At 46.3% G+C, this 23,726-nt stretch carries 28 protein-coding genes; 5 read left to right on the top strand and 23 right to left on the bottom strand.

The genetic code is table 11. The features are described 5' to 3' along the window. Positions 1-23: 23 nt before the first annotated feature. The 20 genes from VR7878_RS10460 to VR7878_RS10360 all read right to left on the bottom strand — a co-directional run bounded on the left by VR7878_RS10460 (position 24) and on the right by VR7878_RS10360 (position 14,277). Entirely contained in the window at positions 24-584 is a 561-nt protein-coding gene (locus VR7878_RS10460) for a phage tail assembly protein (protein WP_077335945.1), read from the bottom strand. 124 nt (positions 585-708) lie between these two features. After that, the gene (locus VR7878_RS10455) at positions 709-1,215 is read right to left on the bottom strand and encodes a phage major tail tube protein (protein ID WP_077335943.1); all 507 of its coding nucleotides are present in this window, start codon (positions 1,213-1,215) and stop codon (positions 709-711) included. Further along, positions 1,215-2,384, bottom strand: a complete 1,170-nt coding sequence (locus VR7878_RS10450; RefSeq protein WP_077335941.1) for a phage tail sheath protein — start codon at positions 2,382-2,384, stop codon at positions 1,215-1,217. The genes VR7878_RS10455 and VR7878_RS10450 overlap by 1 nt, the downstream gene beginning before the upstream one ends. Continuing rightward, entirely contained in the window at positions 2,377-2,577 is a 201-nt protein-coding gene (locus VR7878_RS10445) for a hypothetical protein (protein WP_077335939.1), read from the bottom strand. Before VR7878_RS10445 ends, VR7878_RS10450 begins: the two co-directional genes overlap by 8 nt. 98 nt (positions 2,578-2,675) lie before the next feature. Beyond that, positions 2,676-3,050 carry a phage tail assembly chaperone gene (locus tag VR7878_RS10440; protein ID WP_077335937.1) on the bottom strand — a complete coding sequence of 125 codons (375 nt, stop codon included), beginning with the start codon at positions 3,048-3,050 and terminating at the stop codon, positions 2,676-2,678. Continuing rightward, positions 3,047-3,841 (bottom strand): hypothetical protein, encoded by a 795-nt coding sequence (locus VR7878_RS10435; protein WP_077335935.1) that lies wholly within the window; start codon positions 3,839-3,841, stop codon positions 3,047-3,049. Before VR7878_RS10435 ends, VR7878_RS10440 begins: the two co-directional genes overlap by 4 nt. Positions 3,842-3,945: 104 nt before the next feature. Further along, entirely contained in the window at positions 3,946-4,632 is a 687-nt protein-coding gene (locus VR7878_RS10430) for a hypothetical protein (protein ID WP_077335933.1), read from the bottom strand. A 55-nt stretch (positions 4,633-4,687) separates the two neighbouring features. Then, entirely contained in the window at positions 4,688-5,215 is a 528-nt protein-coding gene (locus tag VR7878_RS10425; protein WP_077335931.1) for a phage tail protein, read from the bottom strand. A 570-nt stretch (positions 5,216-5,785) separates the two neighbouring features. Beyond that, on the bottom strand, positions 5,786-6,061 hold the full coding sequence (locus VR7878_RS10415; protein WP_077335925.1) for a hypothetical protein: 276 nt from the start codon (positions 6,059-6,061) through the stop codon (positions 5,786-5,788). A 14-nt stretch (positions 6,062-6,075) separates the two neighbouring features. Continuing rightward, positions 6,076-7,035, bottom strand: coding sequence for an SUMF1/EgtB/PvdO family nonheme iron enzyme (locus VR7878_RS10410; RefSeq protein WP_235862866.1), 960 nt, complete (start codon positions 7,033-7,035; stop codon positions 6,076-6,078). A 495-nt stretch (positions 7,036-7,530) separates the two neighbouring features. Then, a complete protein-coding gene (locus VR7878_RS10405) occupies positions 7,531-7,806 on the bottom strand; it encodes a hypothetical protein (RefSeq protein ID WP_077335925.1) in 276 nt (91 codons plus the stop codon). Positions 7,807-7,820: 14 nt separating this feature from the next. Continuing rightward, entirely contained in the window at positions 7,821-9,053 is a 1,233-nt protein-coding gene (locus VR7878_RS10400) for an SUMF1/EgtB/PvdO family nonheme iron enzyme (RefSeq protein WP_077335923.1), read from the bottom strand. Then, positions 9,046-9,600, bottom strand: a complete 555-nt coding sequence (locus VR7878_RS10395) for a phage tail protein (RefSeq protein ID WP_077335921.1) — start codon at positions 9,598-9,600, stop codon at positions 9,046-9,048. Before VR7878_RS10395 ends, VR7878_RS10400 begins: the two co-directional genes overlap by 8 nt. After that, the gene (locus VR7878_RS10390) at positions 9,597-10,361 is read right to left on the bottom strand and encodes a phage tail protein I (RefSeq protein ID WP_077335919.1); all 765 of its coding nucleotides are present in this window, start codon (positions 10,359-10,361) and stop codon (positions 9,597-9,599) included. Before VR7878_RS10390 ends, VR7878_RS10395 begins: the two co-directional genes overlap by 4 nt. Continuing rightward, entirely contained in the window at positions 10,321-11,322 is a 1,002-nt protein-coding gene (locus VR7878_RS10385) for a baseplate J/gp47 family protein (RefSeq protein ID WP_077335917.1), read from the bottom strand. Before VR7878_RS10385 ends, VR7878_RS10390 begins: the two co-directional genes overlap by 41 nt. After that, positions 11,294-11,653 (bottom strand): phage baseplate protein, encoded by a 360-nt coding sequence (locus VR7878_RS10380; protein ID WP_038186209.1) that lies wholly within the window; start codon positions 11,651-11,653, stop codon positions 11,294-11,296. The genes VR7878_RS10385 and VR7878_RS10380 overlap by 29 nt, the downstream gene beginning before the upstream one ends. Continuing rightward, positions 11,653-11,850, bottom strand: coding sequence for a hypothetical protein (locus VR7878_RS10375; RefSeq protein ID WP_077335915.1), 198 nt, complete (start codon positions 11,848-11,850; stop codon positions 11,653-11,655). Before VR7878_RS10375 ends, VR7878_RS10380 begins: the two co-directional genes overlap by 1 nt. Before the next feature lies 1 nt (position 11,851). Then, positions 11,852-12,469: a phage baseplate assembly protein V gene (locus VR7878_RS10370; RefSeq protein WP_159440451.1), complete on the bottom strand. Its 618-nt coding sequence runs from the start codon at positions 12,467-12,469 to the stop codon at positions 11,852-11,854. Beyond that, on the bottom strand, positions 12,453-13,013 hold the full coding sequence (locus tag VR7878_RS10365) for a hypothetical protein (RefSeq protein ID WP_077335913.1): 561 nt from the start codon (positions 13,011-13,013) through the stop codon (positions 12,453-12,455). Before VR7878_RS10365 ends, VR7878_RS10370 begins: the two co-directional genes overlap by 17 nt. A 667-nt stretch (positions 13,014-13,680) precedes the next feature. Continuing rightward, the gene (locus VR7878_RS10360) at positions 13,681-14,277 is read right to left on the bottom strand and encodes a transposase (protein ID WP_077335911.1); all 597 of its coding nucleotides are present in this window, start codon (positions 14,275-14,277) and stop codon (positions 13,681-13,683) included. A 511-nt stretch (positions 14,278-14,788) separates the two neighbouring features. Here VR7878_RS10360 and sbcB point away from each other — a divergent pair. The 5 genes from sbcB (at position 14,789) to purT (ending at position 19,733) form a co-directional block, all read left to right on the top strand. Continuing rightward, complete coding sequence (sbcB, locus tag VR7878_RS10355) at positions 14,789-16,213, top strand: exodeoxyribonuclease I (protein WP_077335909.1); 1,425 nt, start codon at positions 14,789-14,791, stop codon at positions 16,211-16,213. Positions 16,214-16,310: 97 nt separating this feature from the next. Next, on the top strand, positions 16,311-16,676 hold the full coding sequence (locus VR7878_RS10350; protein WP_038186233.1) for a CidA/LrgA family protein: 366 nt from the start codon (positions 16,311-16,313) through the stop codon (positions 16,674-16,676). Between the two features lie 12 nt (positions 16,677-16,688). Further along, on the top strand, positions 16,689-17,378 hold the full coding sequence (locus VR7878_RS10345) for a CidB/LrgB family autolysis modulator (RefSeq protein ID WP_077335907.1): 690 nt from the start codon (positions 16,689-16,691) through the stop codon (positions 17,376-17,378). 147 nt (positions 17,379-17,525) lie between these two features. Further along, positions 17,526-18,413: a cytidine deaminase gene (gene cdd / locus VR7878_RS10340; RefSeq protein WP_077335905.1), complete on the top strand. Its 888-nt coding sequence runs from the start codon at positions 17,526-17,528 to the stop codon at positions 18,411-18,413. 144 nt (positions 18,414-18,557) lie between these two features. Next, a complete protein-coding gene (gene purT, locus VR7878_RS10335; RefSeq protein WP_077335973.1) occupies positions 18,558-19,733 on the top strand; it encodes a formate-dependent phosphoribosylglycinamide formyltransferase in 1,176 nt (391 codons plus the stop codon). 108 nt (positions 19,734-19,841) lie between these two features. Here the strand turns inward: purT and VR7878_RS10330 are convergent, their stop codons facing one another. From VR7878_RS10330 to pheT, 3 genes are all read right to left on the bottom strand, one after another. Further along, entirely contained in the window at positions 19,842-20,486 is a 645-nt protein-coding gene (locus tag VR7878_RS10330; RefSeq protein WP_077335903.1) for a thiopurine S-methyltransferase, read from the bottom strand. Positions 20,487-20,623: 137 nt separating this feature from the next. Then, positions 20,624-20,923, bottom strand: coding sequence for an integration host factor subunit alpha (gene ihfA, locus VR7878_RS10325; RefSeq protein WP_077335901.1), 300 nt, complete (start codon positions 20,921-20,923; stop codon positions 20,624-20,626). 408 nt (positions 20,924-21,331) lie between these two features. After that, positions 21,332-23,719, bottom strand: coding sequence for a phenylalanine--tRNA ligase subunit beta (gene pheT / locus VR7878_RS10320; RefSeq protein ID WP_077335899.1), 2,388 nt, complete (start codon positions 23,717-23,719; stop codon positions 21,332-21,334). Positions 23,720-23,726 lie beyond the last annotated feature (7 nt).

The raw sequence follows: 23,726 nt of genomic DNA, 5'->3' as shown, positions 1-23,726 counted from the left end.
GTAGGCCAGCGGGATCACGTCTGTCAGGACTTCAACATCTCTTGGCGAAAGAAGTCCGCCGGTTGTTGCAAAAAATCGATTAGTCGCTCCTGAAGCTGATTCCAGTCCGGCAGACTCAAACGGGTGAGCTCCTGATGGGTAAACCCACAGCAGCTGGCACTGATAAAGAGAGTTCTCTCCCACTCGTCCTGATGAGTCTCCATCAGTTCTGTGGTTGCAACCGTTGGCGGGCAAAGTTTATAGCCGGTTTTTTCCTGACCATCATCGCCCTGAATCGGGATCAGTAATGTCGGTTCATTGAGGTCAAACTGACCGTCCAGTAATGTGGATGCATTGGATTGCATCAGTTCCAGAACTTGTTCTCGAATCGAGTTGAAATCCGGAGTGACCAACTTCTTCAATTCAGAGGATGTCAGTCCGGTACTCAGACAAATACATTCCCAAAGCAATTGATTATCATCGTGTTGATGATGGCGGGTCAGTTCTCGCTGTTGTCCGACGGCGATCGTGTGAATGTTTACCTGATTCAGTGGTTGACCTTTATCATCTTCAATCGGCCAGACTAGGTTATGTGTGTGCAACATAGGGGGTAACTCCTTCCTCATCAACGTTACGTATACAAAGGTGCGCCATAAAAAAGGTGCGCATAAAAAAAGGCCCCGCAAGGGGCCTGATTTGTAGCAATACCGGAAAAATAAATAACCGAACTTATGCCATACCGACATTACGGCGATGGGCTTCCATCAGATCACCGTTACCCAGATTGAGAATTTGGGCATGACGATCAATGTCATAGATGACTTTGCCATCTTCGGTTTTCTTGTACGCTCTGACCGACATTTCCATATCGTGATCCGGCAATTCCCCCATTTTACTGGCCGATTCAGTCACCGAAATAATTTCACCGGTTAAGCTATACGCAATGGCAAAATTGTTTCCGTCTTCATCCTGATGGGACTCTTTAATATCCACCTGACACCAGCTTCCGGCCGCTAATCCATAAGCAGATAAAAGCGCCTGATCGGCCCCTTTGACCTTCCACTTACTATTCATTTTTTCAAGTCCGACCATGATCTCGCCCGGAATGAAAGAACCACCGCGGGTTTCCTGCATAACCTTTTTGATCTCTGGTGGGGTAAATTCGTCTAGCTCTTTGATTAACGGATGAGAGTTAATCATGGCATAACGCGTAATTCGTGAACGTTGACCTGCCATTAAAGGACCTCCTCAAGAAATGATTCAACAATACCGGTGTCCTCAATCAGGTGGTACACCATATGTTCATTAGGCGCGTAGCCGTAATATTTGATCGCAATATGCCACTCGCCATTACGGTAGTTTTCAACGTTATTGAGTGTCGGATGAAGGTAGACTTCAGCGCCCATCACGGTTTCATCGGCTTGCAGTGATTTCAGCCAAACATTCAGTTTGGTGATTTCCTGTTCCATAAAGGACTTGCTCAGATTTCTGGCCATTGCGCTCTGAGCTGTCTTCGCCAACTTACGGACAATGGCATATTCCAGACCAACCTGAGAGACGAAACGCCCCATCACACAACGGTTACCAATCAGAGAGAAGCCGCCTAACGAGGTCCGCGCAAAATAGGAAACGCCGTGACGATTTAACAAATCACCATTGGTGGATTTATCCATAATGTTATAGTCAATCGTCCGGGCTGTGCCGCTGATCAATGCGCCCATGCCGCCCTTCGCCGGGCTTTCCCATGCTTTAACACGGGCAAAGCAAGACAGCGCCACCGCAGCACCGGAGAATGACACATTGCCCTTTGCTGCCTGACTGTAAACAGACACCTGCGGGTCCACCAGATAGAAAGCTTCGTACCCCGTGCCTTCACCACCAAGACTCTGTGAATAGGCGACCGCATCGTTATCATTGGTATTCGGGCCGTCGCCGACAGGGATGGCAAATAAGCGTTTCCCCATTGCGGCCAGAGCATCGGCTACCGGTTTGGTGTTAAATCCCGGCGCGCTGATATGGGTTGGCGTTTCCATACAATCAGCCAAGGCTTGAATACCAGTCCGTTGACCCGTGGTTGCGTCAACCTGACCAATCACATTGTTGACTGTATCCGACTGCTCCGCACCTTCCTCAACAATCACCACATAAATCGAAACGGAAACTAAACGGAATGTTTCATAACAAGTCCGCCACAAAGTTCCTTTTTCTGCGCCGGTCGTATCAAGCTTTGCGGCATCAGCCATATTCGCAATACGAATCGGTGTATTTTTGGTCAGTGATGAATCAGCATCTGGTGCAGTCCCGACGACGCCCAAAACGATGCTTCCCAGCGGCCCCATCGGGGGTGGTGCGGGATGATTGATAACACTGATACCGTTATGCACAAATGATGCAATTTCAGGCATTCGCCTTCTCCTTCTGTTGAGTAGGCAGTGAGGTCATCAGTTTGACCTTACCGCCCAGTTTTAAAAATTCAGCTTCACAAGGAAGCAAATCGACGATGTCGCCTTTCTGATACCAGTGCCGCTGATTCGGGCATTGGTACGGTGCAAGCACCTCATAGGATTGAGGTGCAACTTTGAGTTTGTGTTGCGCCATAAAAACTCCGGACATAAAAAAACCGGCTAAATGCCGGGGTAATTCAGGGACAAAAAAACCGCTTTCGCGGCGCTTTGTGTTCGAATGAATGTTATCGGTCAGAATTCAGGGAATGGCGGCAAGACCACAGCATCGGGATCACTGAATTGCTGCGGAATATCAGCAAGCGTCTGAACATAACTATCCAGTTTGGTTAAATCGCTTGATGACAGTGTGGTCCGGTTATCGACATCATCGACAATTTTGCCGCTTCGGATTTCTCGGCTATGGCGCATATAAATGCTATTCGTTGCCGCAATGAGCGCGTCACGCTCAGCGCGAACTTCTGACCAGCGTTCTTCCTGATAAGCTGCGGTCAAAAATTCTGGAGACAACGATTTGTTCATTTTCCGACCACCATCATCAGTGTTTGACACGGGGAAGTTCATCAAGTGAATACCGTTATAGATCCAGTTTTTTATCATCTTGTTCATGCTGCGGTTCCTGTAATTGTATTGCCTGCATTATCAATAAATGTGTCGTTGCGAATATTCACCCCGTATCCGAACATCGATGCATTTGTCGCTGTGACATCAATCGTTGTTTCAAACATGGTTGACTGAATCATTCCCTGTCCACGATAAAGATTGGCACCATCACTGCCACCACTCAGTCCGACAATGCGTTGACCAAGAGTGATGTTCAATCGGTTGAGCGTCACCGTATAAAGACCAGGGTTAATAGCGATGCCCCCCATCTGGATCATTACACGATTACGGTGAAAGAACCATTGATCACCCAGATTGTTGGAGATCGCATCGCCTGTCGTGATTGCTCCATTATGAATCACGAGTGTGGCGTCTCGTGCTCCTCTCAATGGCGCTAAACCTGTCCCGACCAATACACCAGAACCATCAAATATATTAACCGACGGGAAGTTCAGTGTGTATCCTCGTAAATCCATAATGATATGGCGCCCACTGAACCATATTTGTGACGTAATCTCAACGTTTGATAATAGTCGAACATTTAAATAAGACCCGTATGGCATTGATCGCGTTAATGCCGCTTTAAGGGTCTTATACGGAGCGGAGATGCCATCATGACTGTCATCTCCATGTTCAGCATCAACATAAACATTCACTCTCGTCTGATTTGTAATTGTTTCTTTTACCTCTGTCGTTGCCCTGACTACGGCTGTATCGATTTCGGCAATCTTATGAATGACGGTTTCAGTCAATCGGTTCACGCTATTCAGCATTTCTGCTGTGGTTTCTGTGCTCATATTTATTACCTAACAAATTATTGTTCCAATGACAGCAGTCTGAATGGCTGCTGAATGAAGGTATTCATCATGGTGAGTTGCGATGCGAAGTGGACTGAGATGAATCATTGTCCTCGGATGTATTCCAACGTCGGCACACGATCCAGATTCCGCGACGTCTTCGCTTCAGTCACGAGATGAGATTCGCCGATATCAATATCAAATCCAGATTTGAAGATCCGAATATTATGATGGTCAAAAACATTTGTTGTAATGAGCTCATTATGCGTAATCACTTGCTGGAATTCTTTTTTGGTTGATGAAATTAAATAACGGTGCCCCCCACGCAACCAAAATATCGCCCCGAGTACATAAGCACTGCCATTGATAAAATCAGCAATAAACCCATCGGTTTTGACTGCATCTGGTGTCATCTCATTAAATTTATGTCCAAAGATATCAACCAGTAAGATATCAGATAACACACCCCAACCATTATTCTGTAATAAGTACCTAGCAGTGAGTCCACCGGCCCCTTCACGGTTATCATGCAAACTTCGACTGATTTGTAATTCAGTGATACCCCGTTGTGCCGCTGGAATATAAACCGGATAGAATTTATCTTCCTCTCCGGAAACATCAACAAATATCCCCTCCCGGGTGGTATAACGTTCATCTGCGTCAGTTAAAAACTGCTTGAACTCGGCTTCAGCCAACGCCATCCGCTGGTCAATCTGCCCTATTTTTCCTGTGACGGCTTCTGTCACTGCATTTACTGATTCAGTTAATGCTGCAAGTTCTTGCGTGAGCATAAACTACTCCTTCATTCTGTTTGAGGATAAAAACGCCTGATAAGGCCACCTTTTGTTATTTGTTTTCCAACGCCAATATCCGAAACTCTTGGAGGATTTGCCGGTGCATCGTATCTATCTGCGCTTTCGCCATCTGAGTAAATTCATCATCGATGAGAATATTGAAGTTCTCCATACCGACCACGACGGTAACCGTGTCACTTGGAAGAACACTCAAGTCCAGTGTAAACGGCTGAATACAATGGCCATTTTTAGTTTTGTAGTTTAACGTTGTATCCGGGGCAGAAATCACCCCTAACAGGGTCCCGGACTCGAGCCAGAACCCCAGCTCTCGAACCGGGTATTCCTGCTCACCGCTAAACTTAGCAATGGCCTGAATCTGACCAAGCCCCATATCTTTATATTCACCAAATTCAACCCGCTGCAATTCATTCTGCAACGTCGTTTGATTCCGATTTGGGGTATAGGCCCGATCACCAGCTGATACCCATTTTAATGATAACTGGATCCCCTTTGCTTTGGCGCTGATACATTCCTCCAGGCCTTTGCGGGTGATCACTAATTTAATTGTGTCTTCACTCATAACGTAGCTCTCGCATTCATGGTTAAAACGGTGATGTTGTAATGCGCTGCATAACCCGTCACCTTGATTTGACTATATCCAGCAATGACTGGAGTAACAGCACTTGCCTCAACTGTATTGATACTCATCCCGGTCGGCACCACAGACAGAAAGAACAACGTGAGCCTCTGACATTGGCTATAATTGCGCATAACTCGAGGGCATCCAGCAAATGAGGGTATGGATTGTCAATGGCATAAATTTGCTGGCTAAATGACAACTCCATTGAACATTCGAGCGGACTGCAGTTGTCTGAGAGCACACTATATGGTTTCAGTGTCAACGGTAATTTTGACTGACTCAAGATAAGGCACCTCACTGTAAGCACAACGCAATGGCTGTTCAGGTTGAATAACGTCTCCTCGGTGTGCTCCAAGCACACTGTAGAGCTCAGTACGGTGCAAGCACCTCATAGTCCAAGTGCCCTGCCAGCTTTGACTTTTGGGTTACCATATAGGTCTCCAGAAACTAAAAACCCAGCACTAGTCTGGGATTTGGGGATAAAAAAACCGCCTTAATTTAAGCGGTTCATTACGATTCTGATGGCAGCGGGTAACGGGCTTTAATCTCAGCGACTTTATCACGCCAAACTTGCTCAGAGTCAGGCGTCTTATCGTACTGCCACTCCATAAACAGAGGGTCTGACTCAAGTCGGTAAGCTCCTTGTCGTTTGACAATGTTTTGAGCCTCCTCAAAATCTTTTTGCTGCAAAACAGACTCGATCTGCTCCTGAGTCATACCCAACGAATTCATATAGCTGTAGGTCGTATCTGTTTGAGTTCGACCCTGAAAAATATAACTAAACATCTATTTTTCTCCTGTTAAACAAAGAAAGCGGGACGAAAACCGATGTTACGGTACGAGTATGACCGACCATAGTTCAGAGCGATAGCGCCCATTCCTGCGAATGAGCCATCGTACCAGCTACTCCCGCGAAACGGGAATCGGTCGCCATAGTTGAGACACCAGAGCCCACCACTAACTGTAGTCGTGGTTGCGGATTCAATCAGCAATCGACGCAACAGCTCGTTAGGCGTATAACCGGCCGACTTTGTGATCGCAGCAAAATGCGGGTTATGCATGTACTTGTCATGACCATCATCAGCAGTAGGCGCGTTACGTTTAGTCACTAAATTACTGAGCACTGGTGAACCGATGTGGCCTACTCCGCCTTGGTTGTCGGATGCTGAATCAAAATAGGCTGGGTGGCGATGCCAGTTAGCCTCAGCGACTGCCGGATTGTTATCCAGCGTTGTCAGGATCTGCCCGTCATCCAGCTTCATCTGGTCAATCCATTCCCACACATTGCCAACCAGGTCGCATACACCGAACCCGCTATGATCGTGATTCCACGTGACTGGGCCTTTGCCTGTGCCGGTTCGTCCGGTGCCGCTAGTGTCTCCGGGCAATCCGTCGTCGACACGGCGAGCGGTTTCCCACTTCACCTCATGGCTGCGGCCATAGTACGTATTGCCGCGAGGCACTGTGCCGTTCGCCAGAGACCAGAGCGCAATCGCGGCCCACTCATGAATCGACATCAGGTGCCAGTTGTCACCTTTCTGAGTGCAGAGTCGCTTTGCAGTGTCGTAGTTAATCGAGGTTCTCGGTTGAGGGCCGCCGATGACGGCGGAACCGTCTGCTGCCGTTGATGCCAGGTATTTGCCGACGAGAATTTCACCGCGAGGCGCTCCGTTGGTTATAAATGCAGGATGAACGCCGGTGCCAAGATTAAGATCGGCTAATCCCAGATCTTCAATGTTGAAGCGCGGAATAACGCACATGATGTTCGGGTTGCCCTGAGCATCATAAATGACTGTGTTTCGACCGCCGGAGTTATGCTCGATAGCCTTTCGATACCCATCTGTTGCGATGATAGTCAGATTGCTGTTTTTTTGGTCATATGTACTTTCAACCTTGGCTATTGAATCGTTGATGTTTTTATCAATCGCAGCCATTTTGCCAGACACTGCCTGCACGACAGCTTGAGAAGCTGCCGTTTGTTCTTGCGATGCTTGTTTAAGTAACTGCAATTCTTCAATGATATTAGCCATGATTAGCCTCCAATATTCTCAATCTCTCACTCATATTCATATATCTATGACCTTGTTTAATTTGAATTACCTGACTATGTAAAAACGCAACTGCATCCATCATCATTTCTCGCTTTATAGTTCAGCATTGTATTCGGCGCAGAAATCACCCCAAACAAGGTGCCTAAAAACTCAGCATCAGGCTGGGATTTGGGGATAAAAAAACCGCCTAATTTAAGCGGTTCATTACGATTCTGATGGCAGCGGGTAACGGGCTTTAATCTCAGCGACTTTATCACGCCAAACTTGCTCAGAGTCAGGCGTCTTGTCGTACTGCCACTCCATAAACAGAGGGTCTGACTCAAGGCGGTAAGCTCCTTGTCGTTTGACAATGTTTTGAGCCTCCTCAAAATCTTTTTGCTGCAAAACAGACTCGATCTGCTCCTGAGTCATACCCAACGAATTCATATAGCTGTAGGTCGTATCTGTTTGAGTTCGACCCTGAAAAATATAACTAAACATCTGTTTTACTCCGGTTAAACAAAGAAAGCGGGGCGAAAACCGATGTTACTGTACGAGTATGACCGACCATAGTTCAGAGCGATAGCGCCCAGTCCGGAGAACGATCCATCGTACCAGCTGGCCCCGCGAAACGGGAGCCGCTCGCCATAGTTGAGACACCAGATCCCGCCGCCAACTGTAGCCGTGGTTGCGGATTCAATCAGCAATCGACGCAACAACTCGTTAGGCGTATAACCGGCCGACTTGGTGATCGCAGCAAAATGCGAGTTATGCATATACGGATACTTGTAAATATTGTTATCAGCTGGCCCGTTACGCTTGGTCACTGAGTTGCTGAGCACTGGCGAACCGATGTAACCTGTTCCGCTTTGATTTTCAGAGGTTAAATCAAAATACGCAGGGTGACGATGCCAGTTGGCCTCAGCAACTGCCGGATTGTTATCCAGCGTTGTCAGGATCTGCCCGTCATCCAGCTTCATCTGGTCAATCCACTCCCACACATTGCCAACCAGGTCGCATACACCGAACTCGCTATGATCGTGATTCCACGTGACTGGACCTTTGCCTGTGCCGGTTCGTCCGGTGCCGTTGGTATCGCCGGGCAATCCGTCGTCGACACGGCGAGCGGTTTCCCACTTCGCCTCATAGCTGCGGCCATAGTACGTATTGCCGCGAGGCACTGTGCCATTAGCCAGAGACCAGAGCGCAATCGCGGCCCACTCATGAATCGACATCAGGTGCCAGTTATCTCCCTTCTGCGTGCAGAGCCGCTTTGCAGTGTCGTAGTTAATCGAGGTTCGCGGTTGAGGGCCACCGATGACGGCGGACCCGCCTGCTGCTGCCGATGCCAGATATTTGCCGACAAGAATTTCGCTGCGAGGCGCTCCGTTGGTTATAAATGCAGGATGCACGCCGGTGCCAAGATTAAGATCGGCTAATCCCAGATCTTCTATGTTGAAGCGCGGAATAACGCACATGATATTCGGGTTGCCCTGAGCATCATAAATGACGGTGTTTCGACCACCTGAGTTATGCTCGATAGCCTTTCGATACCCATCTGTTGCGATGATAGTCAGATTGCTGGTCTTTTGGTCATATGTACTTTCAACCTTGGTGATTGAATCATTGATGTTTCTATCAATCGCAGCCATTTTGCCAGACACTGCCTGCACGACAGCTTGAGAAGCTGCCGTTTGTTCTTGCGATGCTTGTTTAAGTAACTGCAATTCTTCAATGATATTAGCCATGATTAGCCTCCAATGTCCTCAGTCTCTCACTCATATTCATATATGTATGACCTTGTTTAATTTGAATTACCTGACTACGTAAAAACGCAACTGCATCCATCATCATTTCTGTATCAATCAAAATGTTGAGATTTTCTGTGCCCACCACGACCGTCACGGTATCGCTAGGCAGGGCGCTTAAATCTAACGTAACCGGTTGAAGACAATGGCCATTTTTAGTTTTGTAGTTTAACGTTGTATCTGGGACAGAGACCACCCCTAACAGGGTTCCAGACTCGAGCCAGAACCCCAGCTCTCGAATCGGGTATTCCTGCTCACCGCTAAACTTAGCAATGGCCTGAATCTGACCAAGCCCCATATCTTTATATTCACCAAATTCAACCCGCTGCAATTCATTCTGCAACGTCGTTTGATTCGGATTTGGGGTATAGGCCCGATCACCGGCTGATACCCATTTTAATGATAACTGGATCCCCTTGGCTTTGGCGCTGATACATTCCTCCAGGCCTTTGCGGGTGATCACTAACTTAATTGTGTCTTCACTCATAACGTAGCTCTCGCATTCATGGTTAAAACGGTGATGTTGTAATGCGCTGCATAACCCGTCACCTTGATTTGACTATATCCAGCAATAACTGGAGTAACAGCACTTGCCTCAACTGTATTGATACTCATCCCGGGCGCAGTCGCACCACTGACAGAAAGAGCAACGTGAGCCTCTGGCATTGGCCATAATTGCGCATCACCCGAGGTCTCCTGCGTATTAATCACCGGAGCGATTGCACCGGTGATACCCATGCTCGTTTCAACCCCAAACATCAAAGAAAGCTCGATTTGATCCCGTTCTGATTTGGTGTCTTCAATATAAGCGAGTAGCTTTTTGACATTGGTAACGTTGACTGGCTTGTTACCATTTTCCCAAGCCACGATCTCTAAGCTGTATGGCTGACCTTGTGGCTCTTGCTGATACCATGGTTTGATTTGACTTTGAAAATCAAATGACTCCAGTGCTAACTTGAGTCCGGCACGGGTGCCGCTCATTTTCCGAACCTGCCATGCATGTCCGGCAAGGTTGCGCTTAACCAGTTCTGTATCTGCCGTCTCCCATACCGTGAGTTGAAACTCAGCAGCGAGGTAAGGAACGATTTCCATCGCTGTTTTCTGGGCATCCAGTAGATGGGGATATGGATTGTCAATGGCATAAATTTGCTGGCTAAATGACAACTCCATTGAACGTTCGAGCGGACTGCGGTTGTCCGGGAGGACACTATATGTTTTCAGTGTCAACGGTAATTTTGACTGACTCAAGATAAGGTGCCTCACTGTAAGCACAACGCAATGGCTGCTCAGGTTGAATAACGTCCCCACGGTGTGCTCCGGTTGACTCCAGTAGCACACTGTAGAGCATGGATGACTCGATGCTGGCACCGAGTCGATGTTGTTTCAGGGCATAAGCTTTCACTGCTTGCTCTGCCGCCATCCGCACAACATCAGCATCGGGACCGGGGCGGATATAAAGCTTCGCTTCACACTGCCATGGGCGAATATCAGGCGCTTTTACAGTGATCAAATCGGTTTCCTGAGCGATGTCATCCCGCTCCAGATAAGTCTGAGTCGCCTCGATCAACGACGGACTTGGCAGACCATTGCCTTCATGCGCCAGAATAAAACAATCAACGACACCGGGAGACACTTGCCGGGCTTGTGCATCTTTCGTCAAGCCAGCCATGTCATGCGTCTGATACTCATAGGTCACGACGACTCGATTTTTCTCATGACTGTTGATCTGAACTTCAGGCCTGCCCCCTAAGGTCATGGCATGAAAACGGTATCCGGATCGTGTACCGGTACTCGCTAAAGCATAAGCGGCCAAATAGTATCGGGAGAGCAGCGAATCATTACTCTCCATGACTGGTGGAATCGGAGGAAATGCACCGGGGTCTCCGGAATCAAGCATCTGCCGAGTCACACCTAACTGACTTACAATTAAGTCGATCATGTCATTATCCGTCGCATACATGCCAAACATCTGTTGCGCCTGACCATTCAATTGCCGGATATGGTTTTGCAAAATCACCGTAAATGCTTCGACAAATTTAGTCAGTAATTCAGCTTCATTGCCGAGTGTTTCATTCACCGCAGTCGCATCATCTGGAGAGTGCTGTGCAAAGTATGCCAAAATATCGCGCTTTACTTGTTGGAGCAGCACTTCAAACGGTGGGGTCTGGATGATTTCTGGTTTAGGTAGTGGATTCTGATGTGGAAACATTCAGGGGTACCTCAAACTTAACTGTCCGCCCTTTCCAATTGCCTGAAAAATAAAGGCTTAGGCCAGTCGCGTGACGTGTTGCAATACAACTGTCCGGGATAAAATCAGACAGTCCGTTTTCTGGGTTATAAAATGCCTCAAGCGCAGCGGACTGAGTACGAACTAACATATGGTCAGTCATATTCGCCGCTAAATGTTCCCGCACCCGGCTACCGAAAGCCGCGCGTTTCACGCGGCCTCCTAACGGGGTGGTCATGACTTGAGTCACCCGACTGACTAACTGTTCATAGCCTTCAATTTGTCTGCCGGTTATCCGATCAATACCAATCATTAGCTCACCTTATAGACGCCGGCCGACGAACCGCCTGTGACGTTTACTTCCGCTTGCCCTTGGATATGTTCAACAACGGCTTGAGCAATCGCTTTCACCATTACTTGGGCATAAGCATGTTTGATAGCGGTCCGAAAGCCCGCATCTTCTAATTTCTGGATGATGACCCCTTCTAAAATATCTGCATTGATAGCCATATTATTTCCCCGCAGTGACTGTACTGGAACCATCGGCATGTGGATTGCCGGTAAAATGACAAATGTGTGCTGTCGTGACACAAGATGACCCACCGTTCAAAGCAATACTTTTGGCATCCACGGTTGCCACATCACCAGCGACAATCTGTGCACTTTTTTCGACATTGATGTGAACATCGCCTTTAATATCGACGGTCAAGACATGATTTTTTGCATGATAGCTGGTACGACTGCCATCCGGATAAACTCGCAGGATTTCGTTGGGATCCCCACTCGGAGACGGGAAGTTATCGCTGAATAATCCTGTCAGAGCGACCGTCTGGCTGCCGTTATCACCGGCACCATAATTAAGCACCAAAGCTTGCTCACCAACCGACGGACAGCGATAGTCTCTGGTTTCACCGGCAGAAGAAGCAAACCAGCGAATAAACGGAGTCGTCAACTCACCGTGCTTCACTTTGATCAACCAGCCGTTTTCATGAATGGCCTCAACCCGCCCTAATCGAATCAGGCTCCGGTTGCGACGTCGTAACTCTTCCAGTTCACTGGAAAGCATTTCAATTCGCTCTAAATAGGGAGTCAGCATTTCCCGGACGAGTAATTCAATTGCCTGACGCATACTTGACCTCCAACGGCTGATATTCATCCGCGTCATCCAAGTGTTCCGGATTCACAGCCCAGGCAATCCCACCTCGCGCTTCATCTGGTTGAATGAGAGGCTCGCCAAGATACAGGTTTTGCCGCCAGCTGACCGCCCGGCCAATCACCTGTTCCAGTTGATACTGAAGTTCGCTTGGTTCCGTACGTAAAAATTCAGGCATATCGATCTGACGGATATCAACGCCCCAGCAGTTCCTGTCGATAAAGCGTTCAATCACGGCAATGCTATCCAATACTTGGAGAAAAGCCCGCTCAGCTGAACGCGGTAAGAGGCAATGAATCCGAATATGAAAACCATGACAGTATTGCCCTCGCTCATTTCTGTTCCCTGCTCTTCCATAGCGAAACTCAATCAGGAGTGTCAGAGCTTCGATTGTCATCGTGCGATATTCATCATAATTTTTCACGACGATATCGTTTCCCAATAATTGTTGTATGAGAGAGGCTTCAATCCGTTCATAAAGCTGACTGGGGAATTCAAGCTGTAATATTTCTGAGTTCAAAATATATCTCCTATGTGATAATGGATATCACATATTTCGTTGTGTTTTATATCGCATAACTGAACAAGGGCTCAGACTGAATGAGCTTTTAATTATTTGTACAGAACGATTCAAATAAAATAAAAACCATCAATAACAAAAAGGAAATAAAAAAGCCCTACCAATCAGGCAGAGCTTTGCAGTGTGGATATCATGCGCCATTCAAAAATATATTTCAATATCTGCGTTCATCCCTTTGCGAACTGTTTATTGAATATCAAAACTGACAACAAGCTTAAAATAAAAAAGCCCCACCTGTCAGGCAGAGCTTTGCAGTGTGGATATCATGCGCCATTCAAAAATATATTTCAATATCTGTGTTCATCACTTTGCGAACTGTTTATTGAATATCAAAACTGACAACAAGCTTAAAATAAAAAAGCCCCGCCAGTCAGGCAGAGCTTTGCAGTGTGGACATCATGCGCCATTCAAAAATATATTTCAATATCTGTGTTCATTACTTTGCGAACTATTTATTGCATAGATGAGCTAAAATATGAATTATAAAAATTCAAAATCAGGATAAATTTAAAAATCGACATCATATAAAAATGATATTGTCTTATATTATAAATAATTGGCGATTAAAATGGATATATCAGGGAATACTATTTCTTATAATATAACTTTAATTCATCAAAGCATAAGTTTCTTCTTCTCGCTCTATTCGCTCCATCAGCGTCAACATGGCTGCATTACGTTTTGCTGCAAGCCATTGACTGAGTTCTTCCAAGATCGCATTGTATCGTTTAAATATCGGATACGAACAAATAAAACCACGAGAACACATCGCAACATAACGGGATTCTGGGCGCCACAATACACGACCCTCTTCACAATGAGTACACTTTCTCATTTGCCGGTGTGACGTTTTGTAAAGACCGGTGCCTCCGCAAGATGAACAGATCGTCCCCTGAGGATGGGTTGCCTCTTCAATTGCCGCATCAACCATCGCAGCAAATGCAGATTCACTACGCTGGCCGCGCCAGTTTTGGGTCAGCGTGGCAATCTCCGACTGGATCTCTTTTTCCAAGGCCTGACGAGAATGACGGCAGTCTTGAGTTTCGACAAATAGAACAAGAAAGCCAATTGGTGATGACTTCCAGCTCACCCCAACCATCGCAAGCTGTTCTTCAACACTGAATTTACTTCGCCCGCCCTGATGTATCGCTTGATAATTCATCCCTTTCAGATTGAATTTTGCCAATAGTGTTTCCGGTCTCATGTTGTTTCCTTATCTCAAAACCAAATGGTTGCATATTTGAAATATTTTCGATCTCATATGATTCAATTTCATCAGGAACAGCGGGGCCCCACGTGTCGTCATTCCGATGCCACTTCATTGCAATAAGAACCAATATTTACAAAAATTAAATACAACTATGGATTTGTTTTCAAGAGGGTAATGCGAACAACTCATTTGATAACAAAAGGTTTTATATGCACAATCACAGCGCTACGGTAAACAAATTATCATGACACGCTGAGACATTCTGTTTTCTCTTCGGTGCCAAAATGATAGTATTCGCTCTATCGGCAAGGCAATTAACGTTAGTCTATATTGATGAATTGACTTGCTTAACGATGACTGATGACCGGATACTTATTGAAATAGAATCACCGCCAACGAGATGCTCTTCTCTGCCAGTTGTGACGTCCATTCTGCCGTTGTTCCAATGGCCTGTCGTATTCATTCAATTGGTTGATTTAGCTGATTTAATCAACACATAAAGCATATGAAAAACAACGAACAACCGACATTCTTCTTTTTTGATTATGAAACATGGGGTACACACCCCGCTAAAGATCGCCCCTGTCAGTTTGCCGGGGTCAGAACTGATATGGACTTCAATATCATTGGTGAACCTCTGGTCATTTTTTGCCGACTGCCAGTAGATTATCTGCCTGCTCCGGAAGCTGCACTCATCACTGGTATTACGCCACAGCAAGCGAATAGCAAAGGTTTGTCAGAACCCGAGTTTATTGATCGTATCCATCAGGAATTGTCTCATCCCAATACAACTTGTCTGGGCTATAACAGCATTCGTTTTGACGATGAAGTGACCCGTTATACCTGTTATCGCAATTTCATTGATCCTTATGCATGGAGCTGGCAAAACGGCAATTCGCGTTGGGATCTGCTCGACGTCGCGCGAGCCTGTCATGCATTACGCCCGGAAGGGGTTGTATGGCCTGAAAATGAAGACGGCAATACCAGCTTTAAGCTCGAGCATCTTTCCGTTGCCAATGGTATCGAACATACCAATGCCCACGATGCGATGGCCGATGTCTATGCAACCATTGAGTTGGCAAAAGTGATCAAAAATGCCCAGCCGAAATTATTCGATTATTTCTACTCAATGCGCCATAAGCGTAAACTGAATGCACTGATCGACATTGTCAGTATGACGCCACTGATGCATGTTTCCGGTATGCTCGGCAGCCACTGTCAATATACCAGTTGGGTTGTACCGCTTGCCTGGCATCCGCATAACAAAAATGCCGTGATCATGGTCGACTTGGCGAAAGATCCTCAGCCTCTCTTTGATCTCAATGCTGACGAAATTCGGCAACGGCTCTACACAAAACGTGATGATTTACAAGAAGATGAGTTACCGATTCCGGTGAAACTGGTGCATCTCAATAAATGCCCGATCCTCGCTCCGGCCAAGACCTTGACGGCAGAAAATGCCCATATAATCGGCATCGACAGAGACAAATGTTTGCAGCATTTGTCGCGTATGAAGCAATCTCAGGATATCAGAGAGAAACTGGTCGAAGTATTTAATGAAGAGAGAGAGTATCCAACGGATACTGATGTCGATACGATGCTGTACCATGACTTTTTTAATCCGGCAGATAAAGCTGCAATGGAGATTATCCGGCAAACACCGCCTGACGCATTACAAGATTTATCGATCTCTTTTCAGGATCAACGCATCAAGCCGCTGTTGTTCCGTTATCGGGCCAGAAACTGGCCTGAAACACTCACCCCGCATGAACAACAACAATGGCAGTCGCACTGTCAGGATTATTTTTCCCAGCATCTGGATGATTACACTCTGCGTCTGGAAAATCTGGCTCATGAACATGAGCAGGATCCACACAAAATGCAGATACTGAAATCAATCTACCATTATGTGCTCAGTCTGACATCATAACGGGTTGCGCTGCTGAATCGCTACTTCATGTAAGTCCTACCATCAATATGACTTGCATGAGCCAAGAATCAATCATCACTCAATTTCGGAACTCGACATGATCATCTCACTACTCAAATTGGTGGTTTCTTTGGGAGCAATCATGGCCTCCCTATGGCTTGGAACACTCATTCAGGTTTGGTTACATCTTTCTATTCCCGGGAGTGTTTTGGGAATGCTGATTCTATTTATCGCACTCGCCAGTGGTCTATTACCGGTTTCATGGGTAAAACCGGGTGCATCGTTGTTTATCCGCTATATGGTTTTTCTCTTTGTACCGATCAGTGTCGGTTTGATGACCCATTTCGACACCCTGATTGAGAATGCGTTGCCTATATTTGCCAGCGCAATCGGCGGAACAGTTATTGTATTGATCTGCATGGGTTTACTACTGGATCGTATGCTAAAAAAAGAACATCACTGAGGAATATCACGCATGTGGCTTTTGATTACCATTGTTATTTTCTTTGCCGTTCGCTGGTTATGTCAAAAATGTCGAACTCCTTTAGCTAACCCATTACTCATTTGCGTCATGATTATTATCGGCATTCTGCTCTATTTTAATGTGCCTTATGAAACTTATGCAGCAGATAATCAGTGGGTGAATTTTTTACTCCAACCTGCGGTTGTCGCTCTTGCTTACCCACTCTATGAACAGTTACCGCAAATACGTGCCAAATGGAGAATTATCCTGTTTGCCTGTGTCTTCGGGAGTGTCATGTCAATGCTAACCACCGCATTGATTGCAGTTTTATTTCATGCCGATACACCGCTCATTGCGGCATTACTGGCCAAATCAGTCACCACACCAATCGCGATGGAAGTCACCAGTAATCTTGGTGGAGAGCCATCAATAGCTGCGATTCTGGTATTGATTGTCGGACTATTCGGTGCAATTTTCGCTTATCCGATTTACCGTTTACTTCATATTACGCACCCCATTGCAAAAGGGTTAACGATGGGAAGTATATCTCATGCACTAGGAACGGCCAGCTGTGTTGAGAATGATCCCCGCGATGCAGCATTTAGCTCACTTGCGCTCGTGCTCTGTGGCATTATCACTTCTGTGCTTGCACCGCTGGTTTTCGCATTGGTGCTATGGTTGAGTCCACTGTTGACGATCTAGTGAGTTATTGCTGGTTTCATATGTGATTTGATTCACGAAATAAATGAAATAAGAATTACAATCATCATAAAAATAATACTTTGGTCACAACAAATTCACCAGACTGCGTTAGTATAAAATGCCTGATGTGATGAAAGAGATGAACACATGACCCAAGACCGACTCACTGTTCTCAGCCGATTACCTGAAACATTGGCCAGACCGCTCGAAGAGATGATCGTCGATCCGAAATTCTCGGCCACCTTCAACGCACAACAGGTTGAGCATTTGATTCATGTCAGCGGGCTTGATGCCGTAACCCTTGCTCAGCATCTGCTCCCACTGGCTGCAATTTATGCTTATACGCCTGTTTCTGACTTTCAAGTCGGTGCAATCGTCCGGGGCAAGTCCGGAGCACTGTATCTGGGGGCCAATATTGAGTTTTCCGGTGTATCACTCGGGCAAACGATCCATGCGGAACAGGCTGCCATTGCCCATGCTTGGATGAGTGGTGAAAGCAAACTCAGTGATATCATTATTGATACACCACCATGTGGCCACTGCCGTCAGTTTATGAATGAACTCTCCGGTGTCGAAGGGCTGCGAATTACCCTGCCCAGTCAGGCAACTAAAAAGCTAAACGATTATCTTCCTGAAGCTTTCGGGCCAGTGACCATGGGAATGCAGATTCGATTTATGGACCCACAGACACATCAAATCCATGCCGATGGTACAGATCCATTGCAACAACAAGCGGTCAAAGCACTGAACAAAAGTTATGCCCCTTATAGTGAAGCACTCAGTGGTGTTGCGATTGAACTGATAAATCAACAGATCTATCTGGGCGCTTATGCGGAAAATGCCGCTTTCAACCCAAGTCTGCCACCACTGCAAGTTGCACTGATACAGCTGATAATGAATGGCTATTTATTCAGTGATATCAAGCGTGTGGTTCTTGCAGAAACAAAAAATCAGACCGTAACCCATCAGGATACAACGCGTTCAGTGCTCCAAAAAATCGCACCGCATATTCAGCTGGATTATATAGAAGTATAATGCAAAAAATACTATAACCGTTTGATAATAAACCCTAAAAATTCAGTTCGCCATATCTGAACCTCAAAAAAGCAAACGTTTGCTTTTTTGAGGTTTTTCAGTATGATTGCCGCAGTTTTCAAAATAAGAAGAGGTAATCAAATCATGTTAGGGACAGCGACAAGAGAAAGTGCCACGCGGGTTCTGTTACTTGGCTCCGGAGAGCTAGGTAAAGAAGTCGCAATCGAATGCCAGCGATTAGGTCTGGAAGTGATTGCTTGTGATCGATACGCCAACGCACCGGCTATGCAAGTTGCACATCGTTGCCATGTCTTCAATATGTTGGATGGCGATGCGCTACGCCAAGTGATTGAACTCGAAAAGCCAGACTATGTGGTTCCCGAAGTAGAGGCCATTGCAACAGTAACACTTGTTGAATTAGAGAGTGAAGGTGTTCACATCGTACCGACAGCCAAAGCAACCCAGCTGACAATGAACCGTGAAGGAATTCGTCGTCTGGCAGCCGAAACATTATCTCTCGAAACATCGCCTTACCGCTTTGCCGATAACTACGATGATTTTTGCAATGCAATTGCGGAAATCGGACTCCCCTGTGTCGTCAAACCTGTCATGAGCTCTTCAGGCAAAGGGCAAAGTGTCCTCAAAACAGAACAAGATATCGATAAAGCCTGGCATTACGCACAAGAAGGTGGCCGTTCCGGTGCCGGAAGAGTGATTGTTGAAGGGTTTATCGACTTTGACTACGAAATCACCCAGCTCACCGTCAGCGCCGTAGATGGTGTCCATTTTTGTGCACCAATCGGCCATCGGCAGGAAGATGGTGACTATCGTGAGTCTTGGCAGCCTCAGGCAATGTCTGATGCGGCCCGGGAAAACGCACAAACGGTTGCAGAAAAAATTGTCACGGCTCTCGGTGGATACGGTATTTTTGGCGTCGAGTTATTCGTCAAAGGTGATCAGGTCATTTTCAACGAAGTCTCCCCTCGCCCTCATGATACAGGTTTGGTCACTTTGATCTCTCAAAACTTGTCCGAGTTTGCTTTACATGTTCGTGCATTTACTGGATTACCTATCCAGCAGATTGTCTCGTATCAACCGGCAGCATCGGTCGCTTTACTCGGTCAAGGCACATCAGATAATGTCCGTTTTGACGGACTGGAGAAAGCATTACAGGTTGCCAATACACAAGTCCGCCTGTTTGCGAAACCAGACATTGACGGTAGAAGAAGACTTGGCGTAACACTCGCGACAGGAGATGATACCCAACAGGCGAAAGAAGCAGCACTGGCATGTGCGAGTCATATCGTTCTGCATTATTAACGCCCGTCAGTCCGAAGATAACTTCATCTGTATAAACGGTTCGCAGGAACGAAAACAGGCCGGAACGTAAACACGTACCGGCCTGCTCTTTTCTGTCAGATACAATACCTAAGCTTCGATCAACCACACTTCATCAGCAAACCGGCTCAGCTTTTGTTGTGCAATCTTCGGATGTTCCGGATCTGCTTCTTTACGGCAAAGCAACGTCGTTTTCATGCCCTGAAACAATTGCTGGATCTGTTGACTACCAACACTAAACGGTGGTCCGGCAAGTTCAGTCTGCTCATAGTCAACCGTGATTAAAAGCATTCGTCCGCCCGGTTTTAGCAGCGTACGCAACCGCTGTGCATATGCATCTCTCTGGGATGGCATCATCGACACCAATGCAGCCCGATCATAGATCAGTTCAACACCATCAAGTGGGGCTGTAAAAACATCACCCTGATAAATTTGGAGTTCATCAAACTCATAACAGTGATGAAATGAATCGATTTGTGTGACTAACGGTGTATAAAAGTGTTCAGAGAAAAACGATCTCACGGCAATCTCACTGAGTTCAACACCTATAACTTTGTCATGTTTTGATGCTAACCAAACAAGATCCTCGCTTTTACCACATAAAGGAACAAGAACCTGCTCCTCTCTTTGTGGCGATAACGCAGACCAGAATTCCAACAGCAGCGGATTCACTTCTGTCATGTGGAAACCAATACGATTGGAAGCCCACTTTCTATGCCAAAATTCTTTATCCATGAAGCGTTTCTCTAATATAAAAAAACATCAGCCACTGATCAGCACTGTATCAGGCTGTTTATCAGTGGCAAAAACTAGAGATCGAAACAATAGACACACTCATCAAAGTGATATAAACACCACATTTTCAGAGCACTCTACTTTTCATTCGGATCGATACTTTCGACACGAGCTTTCAATTTTTGTCCCGGACGGAATGTGACAACACGTCTTGCAGTAATCGGAATATCCTCTCCGGTTTTAGGATTCCGCCCCGGACGCTCATTCTTGTCTCTCAGATCAAAATTACCAAAACCAGATAACTTAACCTGTTCGCCATTTTCCAGAGCTTTACGGATTTCCTCAAAAAATGCTTCAACCGTTTCCTTGGCATCCCGTTTACTAAACTCAAGCTTTTCAAACAGGTTTTCAGCCAAATCGGCCTTTGTGAGCGCCATAAAACTTCCCTCAAAGCTATATTGAACCTTACTGTCGATGTGACAGCACCAAAGCATTTTTACTCAACCAATCAACAACATATCGGCTTTATTGTAAATAGTGTATGCCAACCTTCTGATTTACGCCAACTTTTTTATTAAATCGCTTGCGAAAGAAGCAAGCTATTCGTGACTATTGTGGGAGCATGTCACATTTAAATCAGCAAAAATTGATGATTCAATCGAGAAAAAGCCGCATATTATAAGGTAACTATAGAATATAACCAATTGATTATTATCATAATAATGTCAAATTCATATCAAAAGTTCAAATATGTGAGCTCACCGACGTTGATTGTTTTCTCTTCTCCATAAAAAAACAGGCTGGTGTCATTACTCACCAGCCTGCTTCTACTTAAATAACAAAGATTAATCGCGCAGAACAGCACCATATTGCTCAGCAACAGCAGCAACAATTTCGCTGACCACAGCAGAAATTTCAGCTTCTTCAAGCGTTCTTTCTGTAGATTGCAATGTCAATGCGATTGCAAGGCTCTTCTTACCTTCTTCGACACCTTTGCCGACATAAACGTCAAAGAGTTTTGCATCTTTCAGAAGTTGCCCGCCAGCATTCGCACAGGCAGCAACCACTTCGCCGGAGGTGACAGCCTGATCAACCACCAAAGCGATATCACGACGGTTCGCCGGGAATTTAGAAACAGATGCAATTTCTGGAATCAAACGTTGATTCAGTCCGCTCCATTCAATCTCAAACGCAACGGTTCTGCCATTCAAGCCAAACTTACGTTCAACTTCAGGGTGCACGGTGCCAATCACTCCGATTTGCCGTCCTTCATAGTAGATTGCGGCAGCCTGCCCCGGATGCAATGCCGGATGTCGGGTTGCAGCGAATGAATAAGCGCCCGGGTTTGCTGTCAGCTCCAGAATTGCTTCCACATCACCTTTCACATCGAAGAAATCAACTGTCCGAGTTTCCATATTCCAGTGTTCTTCTGTCTGAGTACCTGCAATCACACCGGCAAGCATCGCTTCCTGACGAATCCCCTGTTCAGCCTGTTGATCCGGAATAAAACGTAACCCCTGTTCAAATAGACGGACACGAGGCTGCTGACGCTTTTGATTATGAGCCACGGTATTTAACAACCCCTGAATCAAACCTAAACGCATGGCCGACATATCCACTGAAATTGGATTTGGCAACACCAGTGGCTCAACATCAGGAACGATCAGTTTTTGCTGTTCCGGTTCAACGAAACTATAGGTAATCGCTTCATAATAGCCGCGATCAACTAACAGATCCCGAACGCGCTTGAGTGGTAAATCGGCTTCTTTATGACGGTTCATCGTCAAGGCCGCTTGTGGCGCTTGCAACGGAATATTGTCATAACCGTACAGGCGGCCGATTTCCTCAATCAGGTCTTGCTCAATCGCAATATCGAAGCGCCATGTCGGTGCAACAGCACACCAGCCACTCTCAGTTGTGGTCACACCCATCCCTAAACGAGTCAGAATTTCAACCACATCGTCATCAGCGATAACATGACCTAACAGACGGTCAAGCTTCTCGCGACGAAGTGTCACTTGATTCTGTTGCGGTAGATGCGCTTTTGACTCAGCGACGACAATTGGTGCGGCTTCACCGCCACAGATACTCAGTAGCAGTTCTGTTGCTCGCTCCATCGCATTGGTTTGTAACGCATAATCAACACCGCGCTCAAAGCGCATGGAAGAATCCGTATGCAAGCCATAACTTCTTGCCCGGCCACGAATACTGTCTGGTGTGAAAAAGGCGCATTCCAGCAAAATATCTTGAGTCTGTTCGCTGACGCCGGACGCTTCCCCACCAAAGACACCGGCAATCGCCAATGCTTTCTGCTGATCAGCGATGACCAGTGTGTCACTGTTCAGTGACACTTCAGCACCGTCTAACAGCGTCAGTTTTTCATTCTGCTCTGCCATCCGAACCACAATACCACCATCGATGGTTGCCAAATCAAAAGCGTGCATCGGTTGGCCTTGCTCTAACATGACATAATTGGTCACATCAACAACCGGATCGATCGAACGTAATCCACTACGACGCAGCTTTTCCTGCATCCATAACGGCGTTTTGGCATTAAGATTAACGTTCTTAACAATACGACCAAGGTAACGGGGACATGCATTCGGCGCTTTCACGTCAATGGCAATCTGCGCATCGATTGAAGGCTCGATCACATGAATGTCCGGTGTGGATACATTCAAGCGGTTCACAGCACCGACTTCACGCGCTAAACCGCGTAAACTGAAACAATCAGCACGGTTAGATGTTAAATCGACATCGATAGCCACATCATCTAATTTCAGAAACGCCCGAAAATCCATACCGATCGGTGCATCAGTCGGCAGCTCCATAATGCCGTCAGATTCAACATCGATACCGAGTTCTGAAAATGAGCACAACATCCCATGAGAAGGTTGCCCGCGCAGTTTCGCTTTCTTGATTTTAAAATCACCCGGCAAAACCGCACCAACCGTTGCGACAGCAACTTTCAAACCTTGGCGGCAATTTGGCGCGCCACAAACAATATCGAGTAGCACTTCTTCACCGACGTCAACTTTCGTCACACGGAGTTTGTCTGCGTCAGGGTGTTGATCACATTCGACCACATGGCCGACTTTGACACCGGTAAATGTACCGGCAACCGCAGTCACATCATCAACTTCAAGACCTGCCATTGTAATTTGATGCGCCAGCTCTTCTGTCGTAACAGAAGGATTCACCCACTCGCGCAGCCATGATTCGCTGAATTTCATTCTAATT

Origin of the sequence: Vibrio ruber DSM 16370, assembly GCF_900163965.1 — a bacterium.
GTDB lineage: Bacteria > Pseudomonadota > Gammaproteobacteria > Enterobacterales > Vibrionaceae > Vibrio > Vibrio ruber.
Note: the sequence above shows the minus strand (reverse complement) of the source record. Positions and strands in the feature narration are given on the sequence as shown.